The 14,620-nt window shown below is 65.9% G+C and carries 10 protein-coding genes, 1 other RNA gene and 1 pseudogene; 5 read left to right on the top strand and 7 right to left on the bottom strand.

Going from position 1 to position 14,620, the window contains the following annotated elements; translation table 11 throughout:
- Nucleotide 1: 1 nt before the first annotated feature.
- From ACREB4_RS00805 to ACREB4_RS00795, 3 genes and pseudogenes are all read right to left on the bottom strand, one after another.
- Nucleotides 2-1,429 (bottom strand): esterase-like activity of phytase family protein, encoded by a 1,428-nt coding sequence (locus tag ACREB4_RS00805; protein WP_431586274.1) that lies wholly within the window; start codon nt 1,427-1,429, stop codon nt 2-4.
- Between the two features lie 139 nt (nt 1,430-1,568).
- A pseudogene (locus tag ACREB4_RS00800) lies at nt 1,569-1,664 on the bottom strand (PEP-CTERM sorting domain-containing protein); the annotation flags it as partial.
- 502 nt (nt 1,665-2,166) lie between these two features.
- Entirely contained in the window at nt 2,167-4,863 is a 2,697-nt protein-coding gene (locus ACREB4_RS00795) for a C25 family cysteine peptidase (RefSeq protein ID WP_431586273.1), read from the bottom strand.
- Nucleotides 4,864-5,101: 238 nt separating this feature from the next.
- On the opposite strand from ACREB4_RS00795, the gene pyrC reads away from it, so the two are divergent.
- The gene (gene pyrC / locus ACREB4_RS00790; protein WP_431586272.1) at nt 5,102-6,145 is read left to right on the top strand and encodes a dihydroorotase; all 1,044 of its coding nucleotides are present in this window, start codon (nt 5,102-5,104) and stop codon (nt 6,143-6,145) included.
- Here the strand turns inward: pyrC and ACREB4_RS00785 are convergent.
- Nucleotides 6,090-6,836, bottom strand: a complete 747-nt coding sequence (locus tag ACREB4_RS00785) for a TetR/AcrR family transcriptional regulator (protein ID WP_431586271.1) — start codon at nt 6,834-6,836, stop codon at nt 6,090-6,092. The genes pyrC and ACREB4_RS00785 overlap by 56 nt on opposite strands.
- On the bottom strand, nt 6,833-7,750 hold the full coding sequence (gene cysK / locus ACREB4_RS00780; protein WP_431586270.1) for a cysteine synthase A: 918 nt from the start codon (nt 7,748-7,750) through the stop codon (nt 6,833-6,835). Before cysK ends, ACREB4_RS00785 begins: the two co-directional genes overlap by 4 nt.
- A 73-nt stretch (nt 7,751-7,823) precedes the next feature.
- Between cysK and dsbD the strand changes: the two genes are divergently transcribed.
- From dsbD to ACREB4_RS00760, 4 genes are all read left to right on the top strand, one after another.
- Nucleotides 7,824-9,692 (top strand): protein-disulfide reductase DsbD, encoded by a 1,869-nt coding sequence (gene dsbD, locus ACREB4_RS00775; RefSeq protein ID WP_431586269.1) that lies wholly within the window; start codon nt 7,824-7,826, stop codon nt 9,690-9,692.
- A 63-nt stretch (nt 9,693-9,755) separates the two neighbouring features.
- Nucleotides 9,756-10,955, top strand: a complete 1,200-nt coding sequence (locus tag ACREB4_RS00770) for a multidrug effflux MFS transporter (protein ID WP_431586268.1) — start codon at nt 9,756-9,758, stop codon at nt 10,953-10,955.
- 9 nt (nt 10,956-10,964) lie between these two features.
- An RNA gene (rnpB, locus tag ACREB4_RS00765) (RNase P RNA component class A) lies at nt 10,965-11,291 on the top strand.
- Between the two features lie 95 nt (nt 11,292-11,386).
- Nucleotides 11,387-12,544 carry a carbonic anhydrase gene (locus ACREB4_RS00760; protein ID WP_431586267.1) on the top strand — a complete coding sequence of 386 codons (1,158 nt, stop codon included), beginning with the start codon at nt 11,387-11,389 and terminating at the stop codon, nt 12,542-12,544.
- A 21-nt stretch (nt 12,545-12,565) separates the two neighbouring features.
- Here ACREB4_RS00760 and ACREB4_RS00755 read toward each other — a convergent pair whose 3' ends face one another.
- Together ACREB4_RS00755 and ruvC are read right to left on the bottom strand one after the other, a co-directional pair.
- Entirely contained in the window at nt 12,566-13,993 is a 1,428-nt protein-coding gene (locus tag ACREB4_RS00755; RefSeq protein ID WP_431586266.1) for a serine hydrolase domain-containing protein, read from the bottom strand.
- 23 nt (nt 13,994-14,016) lie between these two features.
- Entirely contained in the window at nt 14,017-14,568 is a 552-nt protein-coding gene (ruvC, locus tag ACREB4_RS00750) for a crossover junction endodeoxyribonuclease RuvC (RefSeq protein WP_431586265.1), read from the bottom strand.
- Nucleotides 14,569-14,620 lie beyond the last annotated feature (52 nt).

Here is a 14,620-nt window from a genome sequence, read left to right as displayed (position 1 = left end):
ATCAACGGCGGCGGCGCACCCAGACCATCACGGCCAAACCCGCGCCCACCAGGGCGAAGGACTCGGGCTCGGGCACGGTGGCGATCGATTGCTGGGTGAAGCTCAGGCCCTTGTCGGCCAATTCAGCGTCGGTGAAGGCGAACACGTAGAAGCGGCTGCTCCCGGCCACGCCTGGCACGAAATCATTGTCGTTGGCGATGTAGAGGGTGTGCTTGGTGACGCCGTTCTCGACGATGTCCTCGCCAAAGCTCAGGCCTTCCAGCTTGGCCGGGATCTCGGTGTCGGGCACGCCGAAACCCTTCAGGGCGGCGGCGATGTCCAGGAACAAGGTCTTGTTGGGCGCCAGCGCCAGCAGCGCATTGGCGCCCGACAAGCCGCTCACGTCCTGCGCACCCGCCACGTCCACCGCCCAGACTTGCTTGACCTTGGCGGACGAGCCATCGCCCTGGCCCTTGCCGTCGCGCTCCAGAACCAGGAACTGGTGGTTGTTCAGCGCCAGGATCTCGCTGCTGTTGTAGGCCTTGCCGCCAATGACGTTGTCGTAGGCGTATTCGTGGGTCTCGCCGGTCTCGACATCGACCGTGACGATGCGGTTGGCGCGGCCACCATCACCACCGTCCTGCGCCAGGGGGCTTTGCATGAAGCCGACCAGGGTCTTGCCATCGGGACTGATGGCCAGGCCTTCCATGCCCTTGTTGGCCACGCGGCCGCTGCTGTTGCCGCTGATCTCCAGCGCACCTTGCGCGTTCTGGTTGGGCGCTGCCAGGTGGGTGGGCAGGGTGAAAGTCTTGATGCGCTCGCCGGTGGCGCGGTTGAATTGGTAGATGTAGGGGCCGTATTCGTCGGACAGGAACACGCTGCGGCCATCACGGGACACGCGCAGCGCCTCGGGGTCGAAACGGGCGTTGCTGGGGGTCAGCGAGTTGCCGGTGGCGAAGCCATCGGAGCGGCCGGTGAAGTAGTGCTTGCCCGCCGTGTTCTGCGTGGGCGCGCCACTGGGCAGGCCGGCGGTGGTGCCGTAGGACAGCGGCGTCGGGCTGTACAGCAAGGTCGTGGCCTTCAGGGTGGGCGTCAAGGTGTAGGGCAAGCCGCCCGAGGCGGACGCCGTGAGGTTGAGCGTCACGGTGTGAAAGCGCGGGATGAACGAGGTGGTGTTGTCGACCACCGAGCCACCCAGGTAGCTGGTGGCGTTGGGGCCACGATCGGGCAGCACCAGGAAGGTGTCGCCACCGGCCCAGGCCAGGCCCGATCCGATGCCGCCCAGCACATCGGCGCGCAAACCGCTTTCAAGCACACCCGACAGACCTGACAGGTCGGTGGTGCCACCCAGGGCGCCCACGGCGATCAGGTCGACGCCGGCATGGGACGAGGCCGAGGCGGACAGGAAGGCTGCCAGGGCAGCGGCTTGGGCGAGGCGGTGAAAACGCATGGGTACTCCGTGAGGCTGATGACGCAAACGCCGGAGGATGGCGGCCTTTCATGACAGGCGTTTGACAAACGAAAAAGGCGATGCACTCGCCTGGGCGGTGCATCGCCTTGGTGGAAAGCCGGCGCGGGCCGGCAACCCATCAGCCTTGGCGGCGACGGCGCGAAGCCATGAAGCCCACGGCGCCCATGCCGGCCAGCATCAAGGCCACGGACCCGGGTTCGGGCACGGCGGCCACGTTGACCACGCCACCGACGTAGGTCACGCTGACGGCATTGGCGAACTCATCGCCAAAGGGGAAGGACGGCGAATCGCTCAAGGTGATGGCCGAGGTGCCAGCACCGATGGCGGTGAACTTCAGGGTCGAGGTCAGGAAGTCACCGCTGATGGGCGCCACGAAGGTGTTGAAGAACACATCGCTCACGGTGCCGCCCACCTTGGTGCCCTTGCTCACCGCGAACTCCCAGTTGGACGGGAAGGTGACGTCGTCCAGCTGCAGGATGCTGGCATCGAAGGCGATGTTGTAGCCGCCACCGAAGATCTTGTCGGGGAAGCCCGTGGCGCTCAGGTCCAGGGTGAAGCTGTCGCCGATTTTCACGTTGGTGACGGCGGGGCCGACCGACACGGTCTGGGCTTGGGCGGCAAAGGCGGCCAGCGAGACGGCGGCGGCGATGAGGGTTTGGTGCAGTTTCATGTGGTGAGTCCTTGAAAAGAATGGTCAGGTCGAAAAAGAAGGGGAATCACTTGGCCGCCACGGTGGGCAGGTGCAAGGCGGAGGGGCCAGGGGCTTTGCCGAACAGCTTGTTGAAGCGGCTCACATCAAGGGCGTTGACGATGCCGTCGCCGTTGATGTCGCCCGCGACGCCGCGCTTGCCGAACTGGCCACGCACGATCGACAGGTCGAGCGCATTGACGAAGCCGTCGTTGTTCAGGTCGGCATCGCAAGCGTTGCCGTAGCCATCACCATCGCTGTCGAGCTGCTCCTTGTTGGACACGGCCACGCAGTTGTCGCGGCTGTCGGGCACGCCATCGCCATCGCTGTCGGTTTCCTTGACGGCGGCCTGGGTGGTGGTGCCATCAGGCGAGGCCACGCGCACCAGCACGTTGTCACCCTTGAACTCGTCGCCCAGGTCGATCTCGCCCACGCCATCGGCATTGAGCAGGCCACGGCCCAGTTCAAGACCAGACTTGGGATCGAACGCCACCACGGTGACCCACTCGGGCGTGAGCAGTTCGGGGGGGCAGGTCAGGCAGCCAGGCTGCACGGGCACCTTGATCTTCACCAAGGTCTTCTCCAGGGTGAAGAAGGGCAGGCCGAACTTCCAGGGCGGGCTGATGCGCAGCTTCACGGTGGGGTCGCCCAACAGGTTGTAGATGTTGAGCTCCTGGCGCAGGTTGCCGACGGCCGGGCGGGTGCCGCCGCTGTTCAGCGGATGGATGTTGGCCTGGGCGCCGGAACTCACATCGGAGATGTAGGTCTTGGCGTAGTTCAACAGGTCACCCAGGCGCTGGATCTTGGCGTTGGTGCCGAAGGTCGGGACCAGACCGGGGAACACCGCGTCGAACAAACCGAAGGTCAGGTGGTTGTTGTCGATGGTGCTGCTCTGGCGTGAATCACCGATCACGGCCAAGGCGCCGTCCGCTTTGCGCAGGAAGGACTCGGCCCAGTAAGTGGAGCCCGGTGCGATGGGCGTGCCGCTGCCCGGTGTCTTGTAGCCGGCACCGACCTTGTTGCCCGCCAGGTCCACGGTCTCGTTGTCGAACACGCCGCTGGCGCAGTTGATGCTGAACACGACCGGGAACTGGTTGTTGGTCACCGAGATCAGGCCCAGGTTGCCCGTGCCGAAGGACGGGTCCCCCCAGCCGTTCCACCAGCCATGGTCGCGGTGGTACAGGATGGCCGTGCCCTGGTTGACAGCGGCCGCCACGTCGTTGACGTCGGCATCCCAGGCAAAGCCGGGCTTCTTCAAGGAAGCGGGGATGGACGCGCCACTGTTGTAGAACAAGGGGTTCGCCGCGGCATCCGCTGTGTAGAGGCGGGCCACGCTGTAGCCCTTGCCGACGGCATGGTCACGCACCTTCTCGGAGGTTTCAACGAACCAGCGCTTGTCCTTGGTGGTGGTGGTATTGCCGTTCTCCGTGATCTGGAAGAAGGACGCGAAGGTCAGGCGGCTGTAGAAGTCCTGCCCGAAGATGGGGTTGGACGGGGGCGAGTTCTCGAAGGCCATGACCTTGGAGACGATGGTGTTGGCCTGGGCCAGCGTGTCCACCGGGAAGCGGCCGATGCCGAAGGGCGGGATGGTCGTGGCCGTGGCGCCGGGCAGGAACTGGCCGTACCACATGTCGCCCGCGTTCTTGGCAGAGTCCCAGATGTTGGGCTGGTCGTAGTGGGTGGGCACGAACTCGGCGTCACCCAAGAACAGCACCCACTTGGGACGGATCAGGTGCGTGTTGTAGTAGTTGGCGATCCAGGCGCGGATCTGGGCTTCGGTGGCATTGGGGCCGGCGCCGGTGATGTCCGCGGTGGTGACCACGCGGGTGGTGATGCCCAGGGCCTGCTTGTGCACCTTGAGGGTGTCGGCCGCTGCCTTGAAGTTGGGGTGCGTGACGATCAGGAAACGCGCCCCCAGGATGGCGGGGTTGATGGTGATGGGCGGGGCGCAGCGCAGCTTGGTCAGCAGGTCCTTGTTCAGTGTGAACTGCGTGGCTGGCAGGGGCAGTTGTTCGATGCGCTGGTCGATGCCGTCGAAGCCGAGCTTCTGCGATCCGACCACGCCCTTGAGCAGAAGGCGGTCGTACACGAAGCAGTTGCCTGGGTGCTTGATGGTGATCAGGTAGCTGGAGTAGTAGGTGATGAGCTGGTCGGCCGGGTTGTAGCCGTAAGGCGAGATGCGGTAGCCGTTCACATTGGCATCCCCTTTGAACACGGGCAAGGCGCCCTGGTCCTGGCCGGGGGTCTTGACGCCCTTGGCCCAACGGTCGGCATCGAAGGCGAACTTGGGCGCGCTCAGATCGCCGGCCACGGCGCTTTCAGGCGGCTGCACCGGGTACAGGCGGGCCTGCAGGCGCTTGATCGAACCTTCAGGCGTGACGTCCATCACCGCATCGCCCTTGCCATCGACCGGCAGGGCCAGCGAGAAGCCACTCAGCGGCACTTCAGGCAAACCGATTTCGCGGACGTCGTTGATGGCGCCACCGCCATTGACCAGCGAGAAGCGTTGGAACACGCCGCTGGGGGTCTCGACGCTGTCCAGCTTGGGCGTGGGCACGACCACGCGCAGCACGGTCTGGTCGGGGGACGAAGACACGGTTTCGACGTGCAAGGTCGGGGCCGTTTGCGCCCAGGCCGTCGAGGTCAGGGCCAGCATGGCCGCCACGGCTTGCGCGGTGCGCGACGGCGTGCAAGGCCGCTGGTTCATCAGGGACAAAATTTTCATGGTCGCCTCCAAAGGTGTGGAACAGGCACCGGGCCTGCTTGGTTGGTGTGGAGCGGAGACTAGGGAAGGCGGACACCGCTCACAAGGGCGCCAAGGCCCAAAGCCCCTAGGGTTGGGGACGGTCAAGCTAGGGGGGAACCTAGATCTAGGGCCCAAGGCTTAGGGGGTTTTGGGGGGCGGCTGACGCCCCAATGCAACAATGCCGGCTTGCCCTGGTTCAACCCGAGTTTTCAACAAGATGAGCGACACCCTCACCCTCACCCGCCCCGATGACTGGCACCTGCACGTGCGCGATGGCGCGGCCATGGCCAGCGTGGTGCCTGCCACGGCGCAGCAGTTCGCGCGCGCCATCGTGATGCCCAACCTGCGCCCCCCGGTGACCACGGCCGAACAAGCCATCGCCTACCGAGACCGCATCCGCGCGGCGGTGCCGGCCGGGGTGACGTTCGAGCCCTTGATGGTGCTCTACCTGACCGACAACACGCCCGCCGAGGAAGTGGCCAAGGCCAAGGCCATGGGCGCCGTGGCCTTCAAGCTTTACCCCGCAGGCGCCACCACCAACAGCGATGCCGGCGTGACCGACCTGCGCAAGACCTACCAGGTGCTGGAAGCCATGCAACGCGAAGGCCTGGTCTTCTGCGTGCACGGTGAGGTGACCGACAACGAGGTCGACGTGTTCGACCGCGAGAAGGCCTTCATCGATGACAAGCTGATCCCGCTGCGCCGCGACTTCCCCGAATTGAAGATCGTGTTCGAGCACATCACGACCAAGGAAGCCGCGCAGTACGTGAGCGAGGCCGACCGCTTCGTGGGCGCCACCATCACCCCGCAGCACCTGCTCTACAACCGCAACGCCATCTTCATGGGCGGCATTCGGCCGCACTACTACTGCCTGCCCATCCTCAAGCGCGAAGAGCACCGCCAGGCTTTGGTCAAGGTGGCCACCAGTGGCAGCGAGAAGTTCTTCCTGGGCACCGACAGCGCGCCGCACGCGGCCAACCTGAAGGAACACGCCAGCGGTTGCGCCGGCTGCTATTCGGCGCCCTGCGCCCTGGAGCTGTACGCCGAAGCCTTTGAAAACGCGGGCGCACTCGACAAGCTCGAAGCCTTCGCCAGCTTCCATGGGCCCGACTTCTACAGCCTGCCACGCAATGTGGATCAAGTCACCTTGAAGCGCGAGCCCTGGGTCGTGCCCGAGTCCCTGACCTTCGGTGAACAAGCCAGCATCAAGCCCCTGCGCGGCGGCGAGACTTTGGCTTGGCGGCTTCAGCCGGCGGCGTGACCAGGCGCGCGGTTTCGCGCACGTAGAAGTCGTGCAGGCTGCGGAAGACCACGGTCAGGTGCGCAGCAACGTCTTCCACCGGCTGCTGGAAATCCGCCCACATCCAGGTCTTGGCCGCCTGCAGGCAAGCACCGGCCAGGACCGATGACATCATCTGCGTCTCGTAACCCAGCTTGCCGAGGTCGGGGTAGAGCCTCTGGACAAAGGCCTGGATGATGCTGGCGAAATCCTGGAAAGCCGCCTTGGTGCTGCGCAGGCTGGATTCGTTGACGGTGACCGCCTCGATCAGCAGGATGCGGGCGCGGCGCGCGTCTTCCTTGATGTAGTGCAACCAGGCGATGAGGGCCGATTCGGCCATTTGCATGGCGTCGGCCTTCAGCGCGCTGGCCCCCACGAAGCCGGCCATGACGCGCCTCTGCGACTCGGCATGCAAATCTGCATAGAGGGCCTCGAACAGCAAGCCCATGCCTTTGAAGGACTCGTAGAAATAACGCTCGCTCAGGCCCGAATGCGCGCAGACATCACGCACGGTGGACAGGTGAAAGCCCCGTGTGCCGATGACTTCCAGTCCCGCTGCCAGCAAGCGCGCGCGGCGTTCCTGCCGCCGCGTGTCGGCATGCACGCCGCCATAAGGGCGGGTCACCATGGGCGAGCGACGGCGTTTGGCGGGAGGCGGGTTGGCGGTGCTCATGCCGGCAGGAAGCCTTCGACCGACAGGTAGCGCTCGCCCGTGTCGTAGCAGAAGCCCAGCACCTTGGCACCCGCCGCCAACTCGGGCAGCTTCTGCGCGATGGCGGCCAGCGTGGCGCCCGACGAGATGCCCACCAGCAAGCCTTCTTCGCGCGCGGCGCGGCGGGCCATCTCGCGGGCGGCTTCGGCCTCGACCAGGATCACGCCGTCGAGCACGCTGGTGTCCAGGTTGGCAGGGACGAAGCCCGCGCCAATGCCCTGGATGGGGTGCGGCGCCGGACTGCCCCCCGAGATCACGGGCGAGGCCGTGGGCTCGACCGCATAGACCTTGAGTTGCGGCCACGCGGCCTTGAGCACGCGCGCACACCCCGTGATGTGGCCACCCGTGCCCACGCCGGTGATCAGCGCATCCAGGCCTTCGGGGAAATCGGCCAGGATCTCTTGCGCCGTGGTCCGCACGTGCGCATCGATGTTGGCGGGGTTCTCGAACTGCTGCGGAACCCATGCGTTTTCGGTGGCCGCGGCCAGCTCCTGCGCGCGGGCGATCGAGCCCTTCATGCCCTTTTCGCGCGGCGTCAAATCGAAACTGGCGCCATAGGCCAACATCAGGCGCCGGCGCTCGATGGACATGCTGTCCGGCATCACCAGGATCAGCTTGTAGCCCTTCACCGCGGCCACCATGGCCAGGCCGATGCCCGTGTTGCCCGAGGTTGGTTCGATGATGGTGCCGCCTGGCTTGAGCGCGCCCGAGCGCTCGGCTTCTTCCACCATCGCCAGCGCGATGCGGTCCTTGATGGACCCACCCGGGTTGCTGCGCTCGGACTTGATCCACACTTCACGGTCCGGTCCGAACAGGCGCTGCGCCCGGATGTGAGGGGTATTTCCGATCGTGTCGAGAATGGTGGCGGCTTTCATGCGAGTCTCCTGGACAATGGCTGAGGTCGAGCGACAAGATAACAAAGGATCACGGATGGTCTTCTTCTGGCGAATGGTATTTCGGATCGTGCTGGCCAGCGTGGCCGGCTGGTTGCTGGCCACCCCTTGCCAGGCTGCGCAAGATTTCCTGCCCGTGGACCAGGCTTTCAAGCTGCAAGCCAGCGCCACGAAAGATGGCCAGTTGCTGCTGGACTTCAGCCTGGCCGATGGCACCTACCTGTACCGCGACAAGTTCAAAGCCGAATCCACCACGCCGGGCGTGGGCATGACACCGCTGGCCATCCCGCCTGGCCAGCGCAAGTTCGACGAGACCTTCGGCAAGGAGTTGGAGGTCTACCATGGCCTGGTGACCGTGCGCACCGGCGTGGAGGCGGCCACGCCCGCCGGCACCACCGTTGAGGTGGACGTGGGCTACCAGGGTTGTGCCGATGCGGGCCTGTGCTATCCGCCGCAAACACGGCATTTCAAATTGACCGTGGGCCAGGCGGGCAAAGTCACGGCGGTGACGAGCGCCGCCATGCCTGCCAGCGGTCTGGCCGCTTCGGCCTCATCGTTCAGCACGGATGCCCTCGCATCGGTGCCCACCGACGTGGCGGGTGAGCCCAGTGGCAACCGCATCGAAGCGGCCCTGGCGTCCGGCAAGCTGCCCACCATCGTCGGCGTGTTCCTGGTCGCCGGGCTGCTGCTGTCCTTCACCCCTTGCGTGCTGCCCATGCTGCCCATCCTGTCCTCGGTGATCGTGGGCCAGGGCAAGGTCGGGCGCCTGCGCGGCTTCACCTTGGCGCTGAGCTATTCGCAAGGCATGGCGCTGGTCTACACGCTGCTGGGCGTGGCGGCCGGCCTCGCGGGCGAAGGGCTGGCCGCCTCTTTGCAGAACCCCTGGGTGCTGGGCGGCTTCAGTGCCTTGATGGTGCTGCTGGCCCTGTCGATGTTCGGCGTGTACGAATTGCAGGTGCCTGGGTTCATCCAGGGCCACCTCACCACCACCTCGAACAAACTGAAGGGGGGCAGCCTGGTCGGCGTGTTCTTCATGGGGGTGCTCTCGGCCTTGATCGTGGGGCCTTGCGTGAGCGCCCCGCTGGCCGGGGCCCTGGTCTACCTGAGCCAGACACGCGACGTGGTCGTGGGCGGTGTGGCCCTGTACGCGCTGGCCTGGGGCATGAGCGTGCCATTGCTGGTGCTGGGCCTGTCGGCCGGCAGCTTGCTGCCCCGCGCTGGCCGCTGGATGGACGCGGTGAAGACCTTCTTTGGCGTGCTGCTGCTGGGCGTGGCCTGGTGGTTGGTCTACCCCTTGTTGCCATCCTTGGCCGCGACCTTGTCGCTGGGCGCCTTGCTGGCCCTGGCCGCCGCACTCACTGGTGGCTTCGACACCCTGAGCACGCACGTCAGCCTGAAGCACCGCGTGTCGCTGGCCCTGGGCATGGTGCTGGCCTTGCTGTCGGCCATCCAGATCATCGGCGGGCTGGCGGGGGCGCGCAGTCCTTGGGATCCGCTGCAGCCGTTCATTGCGACCCGCAGTTCGAATGCTGGCCCCGCCGTGAAGGAGGCCTCGTCCCCACTGGCCTTCCAAAGCGTGTCCAGCCCGCAAGAACTGGATGCTGCCGTGGCCGCCGCCACACAGGCCGGGCAAACCGTGATGCTGGATTTCTACGCCGACTGGTGCGTGTCCTGCAAGGAGATGGAGCACCTCACCTTCTCGGATGCGCGCGTGCAGGCGCGGCTCAAGAACGCCGTGCTGCTTCAGGCCGACGTGACGGCCAACAACGCTGACCACAAGGCCTTGCTCAAACGCTTTGGCCTGTTCGGGCCGCCGGGCATTTTGTTCTTCGATGCGCAAGGGCAGTTGGTGCAGCAGGCCCGCGTGATCGGTTTCCAGAAGGCCGACGAGTTCCTCAAGAGCTTGCAAACTGCCGGTCTTTGACGACCGCGGCCACGGCCCCTCGGGGCTTGCGCTAAGGTGTGGTGCCCCGCTGAGAAAAACCACATGAACCCCGACGCCCAAAGCCTGTGGCGCGCCCCCGCCTGGATGCTGGCCGTGCTGCTGGCTTGCCTGGGCATGCTGGGGCCTTTCGCCATCGACACCTACCTGCCCGCCTTCGCGGGCATCGCCGCCTCGCTGGACGCCACCCCGCTGCAGATCCAGCAAACGCTGTCGGCCTATTTGTTCTCGTTCGCGCTGATGAGCCTGTTCCATGGCGCCCTGTCCGACAGTTTCGGACGCCGCCCCGTGGTGCTGGTGGGCGTGGCCATGTTCACGATCGCCTCGGCGGGCTGCGCCTTGTCGACCACCATCGGCCAGTTGATCTTTTTCCGCGCGCTGCAGGGTTTGTCGACCGGGGCAGGCATCGTCGTGTCGCGCGCCGTGATCCGCGACATGTTCCCGCCCGACCAGGCCCAGCGCGTGATGTCGCAGGTGACGCTGTTCTTCGGCGTGGCCCCGGCCATCGCGCCCATCATCGGCGGCTTCCTGTTCACGCACCTGGGCTGGCACGCCGTGTTCTGGTTCCTGACCGGTGTGGGCGTGCTGCTGTGGCTGGCCAACTGGTGGCTGCTGCCCGAGACCCTGCACACCACGCAGCGCCAGCCCTTCGAGGTCAAAGGCTTGATGAACGGCTACCTGGAGCTGGGCCTGAACAAGCGCTTCCTGCTGCTGGCCCTGGCCAGCGGCGTGCCTTTCAACGGCATGTTCCTTTATGTGCTGTCGGCACCGGCCTTCCTGGGCGATTTGCTGCACCTGCAACCCACGCAGTTTTTCTGGTTCTTCCTGTGCACCATCGGCGGCATCATGGGGGGCGCTTTCGTCAGCGGGCGGCTGGCGGGTCGCATCGACCGCGCCCGGCAGATCAAGTTGGGTTTCACGGTGATGCTGGCGGTGTCGGTGCTCAACCTGGCCGCCAACCTGCTGTTCCCGCCCGACGTGCGCTGGGCGCTGATCCCCATCGGCCTCTATGCCTTCGGCTGGGCCATGATGACGCCGGTGGTCACCCTCATGGTGCTGGACCTGTTCCCGCACCGGCGCGGCATGGCGGCCTCCTTGCAGGCTTTCGTGGGCGCGGCGGCCAATGGCGTGGTGGCTGGCGTCATCTCCCCGCTGGTGATGCACAGCACGCAGTACCTGGCCGCGGCCTCCTTGGCGCTGATGTCGGTGGGATTGTTGGCCTGGGCGTGGCTGCAGAGGCGATAATGCGCGGGTGAAGTCGGCCAGACCGCCGCTGGTGCAAGCATCGAAAGGTGGCACTGGAGGAAGGTCCGGACTGCACAGGGCAGCGTAGGAGGTAACACCTCTCCACCGCAAGGTGAGGATCAGAGCAACAGAGACGAGCCAATTAAGTTTGGGTGAAACGGGCAATCTCTACGCGCAGCAACACCAAATAGGCACACGTTGACCTGGCCCGGGGAGTGTGCGGGTAGGTGGCACCGAGCCGTTCTGGCGACAGGCGGCCCAGAGGAATGGCGGTCACGGTCTGGCATCGCAAGGTGACAGGCTGCACAGAATCCGGCCTATCGGCTGACTTCACACTTTTTTTCATTTTTCGCGCCTTGAAAGCGGCGCGAGGCCTCAAGTTGGCGGGCCCGGCGGTCGAAATGCCTCCTGATATCTCAGGAAAAGCCGCCATGTTGCCCACGCCCGCCTCCCTTCGTTTTCCGCTGCGCGCCGCGCGCCTCCTCGTCCTGGCCACCGGTTTTGGACTGGCCTTGGGCGCTGCCCAGGCCAGCGGCCACGGGCACGAGGACGAACACGCCAGCGCTCCGAAGGAAGAGCCCAAGGTCATCGCCAAAGACTCGCTGAAGAACAAGCTGGCGGCGGTGAAAACCGCGCCCATGGCTGAAACGCGGGCCGTGAAAGCCGAAGTCAAGACCGAGGTGAGCAAGGAAGCCGCCCAGACCCCGAAAGACGAGCCGACCTCGGTGTCCATGTCGGAACTGCGCGAGCTGATCGACCAGAAAATCGCCGAGGTGCGCGCCAAGCAGGCCGCCGCCCCCGCTGTGAAGATCGTCAACAAATCGCCCAAGCCCCGCAAGCCTGTGCAAGTGGCGATGAACGACGCCAGCAAGCCAGGCATGGCCGCCAAGGTGCCTGGCCTGCCCGCTGGCCACGACCTGCACTGGGAATACAACGGCGCCACCGGCCCGCAAACCTGGGGCCAGCTCAAGCCCGAGTTCCAGACCTGCAACACCGGCACCCGCCAGAGCCCCATCGACATCCGCGATGGCATCAAGGTGCAGTTGGAGCCCATTCAGTTCGACTACCGCCCCAGCGCCTTCCGTGTGATCGACAACGGCCACACCGTGCAGGTCAACGTGGATTCGGGCAACTTCATCACCGTGTCGGGCCGCCGCTACGAGCTGGTGCAGTTCCACTTCCACCGCCCCAGCGAAGAACGCATCAACGGCCGCCAGTACGAGATGGTGGCGCACCTGGTGCACAAGGACGCGCAAGGCAAGCTGGCCGTGATCGCCGTGCTGCTGGACCAGGGCAAGGAGCACCCGATGGTGCAACTGGTGTGGAACAGCCTGCCCTTGGAAAAGAGCGTGGAGCAGGCCTCGCCCGTGCTGCTCGACATGAACCTGATGCTGCCCGAGCAGCGCCAGTACTACACCTACATGGGATCGCTCACCACGCCCCCTTGCACCGAAGGCGTGCTGTGGCTGGTGATGAAGCAGCCGGCCACTCTGTCGCCTTACCAGGCCTCGGTGTTCAGTCGCCTGTATGCCAACAACGCCCGTCCCATCCAGTCGCCCGGGGGACGGATGATCAAGGAAGGTCTCTGACCCTGCCTGGCCCACCCGCCATCAAGGCGTGTTGAGCAGGTCGGCCACCAGCGAGAAAGTCTGGTGGCGGGCGAGTTCCTTGCCATCGAAGGCCACGCCCATGCGCAGCACCACCAGGCGACGGCTGGGCACGATGACCACGTATTGGCCCATGTGGCCGGCAAACCAGACCAGGTCCGCCGGCAGGCGCGCGCGCAGGTCCGCGGGCAGGCCCGGTTGGCGCCAGACCGAACCACCGTACGCCGTGCTGGCCGGTGAAGCGGCACTCAAGAAAGCCATGTAATCGGGCGAGATCAAGGCCTGGCCATGCCATTGGCCCTTGTCGGCCACGAGCTGTCCCAGGCGCAACCAATCCAGGGGACGCAGCAGGCCGCGTGCGCCACCGACCGGCGTGCCCGACGCATCGGGTTCGATCACGCCGCCCCGGATGCCCAAGGGGGCGAACAGGCGGGTCTGGTAGTAATCGTAGATGGCCTGGTGGGTTCCCCCTGCCAGGTGCTTGAGCCCCAGCATGGCCACATTGGTGAAGCCCGTCGAATAAGTGAACACCGTGCCGGGCCGGGAAGTCAGCGGCCGGTTCGCGGCCCAGCTGGCCTGGTCAGGCTGCGAGAACAGCATCTCCGTGGCGTCGCTGGCACCGCCATAGCCTTCGTCCCACGCCAGGCCAGGCGCCATGTTCAGCAGTTGCCGCCAGGTGATGGCGGCCTTGGGCGTGCCCGTCCATTGCGGCAAGCCCACGGCCTCGTCCAGCTGCAGCTTGCCATCCCAATGCATCAGGCCGGCGATCAGCGAGGTCAGCGATTTGCTCATGGACCAACCCAGTTGCGGCTGCTCGCGCTGGTAGCCGTGGCCGTAGTGCTCGTGCAGGAGCTTGCCATCCTGGGCCACCAGCAAGGCGATGGTGTGGATCTGCTGCTTGGCCGGCGTGCCCGCGGGATCGGCGGCAAACACCAGTTGCTCGTGCTTGGCCAACAAGGCGGCGCGGGCGGTGCTCAAGCCCTGCGTCTGGGCGGGGCCGTCGCCATCGGGCCAGGGGCTCAGGCTGGAAGGCACCCCGGCCACGGGCTTGAAAGGCTGGGCCCGGACCTGCGCCTCCGAGGTGCCCGGCGTGACCAAGGTGCAGCCGAGGCCAGGGCGGTACACGCCCACGCGGCGGTTTTTCAGGAAAGGCAACCAAGTTTCCACCGCGACCTGCTGGCCCGGCACCGCGTCGATCTGCCATATCCAGGGCAAGGGCGGCACCTTGGGCGCGGTGTACTGGTCGCGGACGCGCGTGAAGTCATCGCCAGTGACCAGGGTGCGGCTGCACAACTCCCAGGCCGCGTAGCCGGTGCCAGCGGGCAGGTCATCGATCAAACTGGCTTGGGCGGCCAAGGGCAAGGGGCCCAGGACGGCCGAGGTCGACAGTGCGAACACCAGCCGGGCGGCAGGACGAAAAGGATTCAGCATGGGAGGTGTTGCGGCGTTTCAGGTCAATACACGCGCCCGCCCTTGAGCTGGGCATGGGTGCGGCGGGTCAGGCCAGTGGCGCGGGCCATGGCCGCCATCGAGTGGCCGGCATGGGCATGGCAGATGGCCAGGCCCAGGGCATCGGCCGCGTCCTTGTTGGGTTCGGACGGCAATTGAAGCAGGCGCATCACCATGTGCTGGACCTGCTCCTTGCGCGCATGGCCATGGCCCACCACGGCTTTCTTCATCTGCAGCGCGGTGTACTCGGACACGGCCATGCCCGTCCCGCTGACCAGCGCCGCCAAGGCCGCCCCACGCGCCTGGCCCAGCAACAGGGTCGACTGTGGGTTGACGTTGACGAAGACGATCTCGACCGAGGATTGCTGCGGTTCGTAGCGCGCCATCACTTCGCGCACCCCGTCGAAGATCAGCTTCAGGCGCCCAGGCAGGTCACCCAAATCGGCCTCCTTGGTCCGGATCGTGCCGCTGGCCACGTAGGACAGGCGCGGGCCATCGGCGTCGATGACACCGAAACCGGTGGTCTGCAGGCCAGGATCGATCCCCAGGATTCTCATGTGGGCGGGCGTTCAAAACGTGAAGGCCCGAGCATAGCCGGCCGCCTTGGCG

The organism is Aquabacterium sp., from assembly GCF_050725395.1.
Lineage (GTDB): Bacteria > Pseudomonadota > Gammaproteobacteria > Burkholderiales > Burkholderiaceae_C > Aquabacterium.
Note: the sequence above shows the minus strand (reverse complement) of the source record. Positions and strands in the feature narration are given on the sequence as shown.

Bases quoted from the DNA above. Each gene is read 5' to 3' on its own strand.
- ACREB4_RS00760 (WP_431586267.1), top strand. From the start codon at position 11,387: ATGTTGCCCACGCCCGCCTCCCTTCGTTTTCCGCTGCGCGCCGCGCGC.
- pyrC (WP_431586272.1), top strand. From the start codon at position 5,102: ATGAGCGACACCCTCACCCTCACCCGCCCCGATGACTGGCACCTGCAC.
- ruvC (WP_431586265.1), bottom strand. From the start codon at position 14,568: ATGAGAATCCTGGGGATCGATCCTGGCCTGCAGACCACCGGTTTCGGT.
- ACREB4_RS00795 (WP_431586273.1), bottom strand. From the start codon at position 4,863: ATGAAAATTTTGTCCCTGATGAACCAGCGGCCTTGCACGCCGTCGCGC.
- dsbD (WP_431586269.1), top strand. From the start codon at position 7,824: ATGGTATTTCGGATCGTGCTGGCCAGCGTGGCCGGCTGGTTGCTGGCC.
- cysK (WP_431586270.1), bottom strand. From the start codon at position 7,750: ATGAAAGCCGCCACCATTCTCGACACGATCGGAAATACCCCTCACATC.
- ACREB4_RS00770 (WP_431586268.1), top strand. From the start codon at position 9,756: ATGAACCCCGACGCCCAAAGCCTGTGGCGCGCCCCCGCCTGGATGCTG.
- ACREB4_RS00755 (WP_431586266.1), bottom strand. From the start codon at position 13,993: ATGCTGAATCCTTTTCGTCCTGCCGCCCGGCTGGTGTTCGCACTGTCG.
- ACREB4_RS00805 (WP_431586274.1), bottom strand. From the start codon at position 1,429: ATGCGTTTTCACCGCCTCGCCCAAGCCGCTGCCCTGGCAGCCTTCCTG.
- ACREB4_RS00785 (WP_431586271.1), bottom strand. From the start codon at position 6,836: ATGAGCACCGCCAACCCGCCTCCCGCCAAACGCCGTCGCTCGCCCATG.